Annotated in this window: 1 protein-coding gene; it reads right to left on the reverse strand. The window is 67.7% G+C overall.

The window, feature by feature from the left end; genetic code table 11:
* On the reverse strand, positions 1 to 350 hold a 350-nt coding region (locus tag B2Y21_RS13235), incomplete at both ends, for a chemotaxis protein CheB (RefSeq protein ID WP_292060318.1).

Genomic DNA, 350 nt, shown 5'->3' on the forward strand with positions numbered 1-350 from the left:
GCCGGTCAGGATCACCCCGGTCAGGCCGACGCCGTAGGCGTCCGCCGCGCTTTCGAACAGCACGTCTATGGAGGGGCGGGAGTAGTTGACGGCTTCGTCGGAGGACAGGGCCATATCACCGTTGCTCTCGACCAGGAGGTGGTAGTCCGAGGGGGCGAAATAGACCACGCCGGGACGGGCGGTCTCCTTGTCTTCGGCCTCCTTGACCTCGACCCGGCATTTGGCCTCGAACAGAGGAGCCAGCACGTTGCTGCGATCGGCCGGGACGTGCAGGACGATGAAGATCGGCCAGGGGAAGTCCGCCGGCAGCGACGGGAGGAGGGCGAGCAGGGCCTGCACCCCTCCGGCGG

This window comes from Brevundimonas sp. UBA5936 (genome assembly GCA_002430835.1).
Taxonomy (GTDB): Bacteria; Pseudomonadota; Alphaproteobacteria; order Caulobacterales; family Caulobacteraceae; genus Brevundimonas.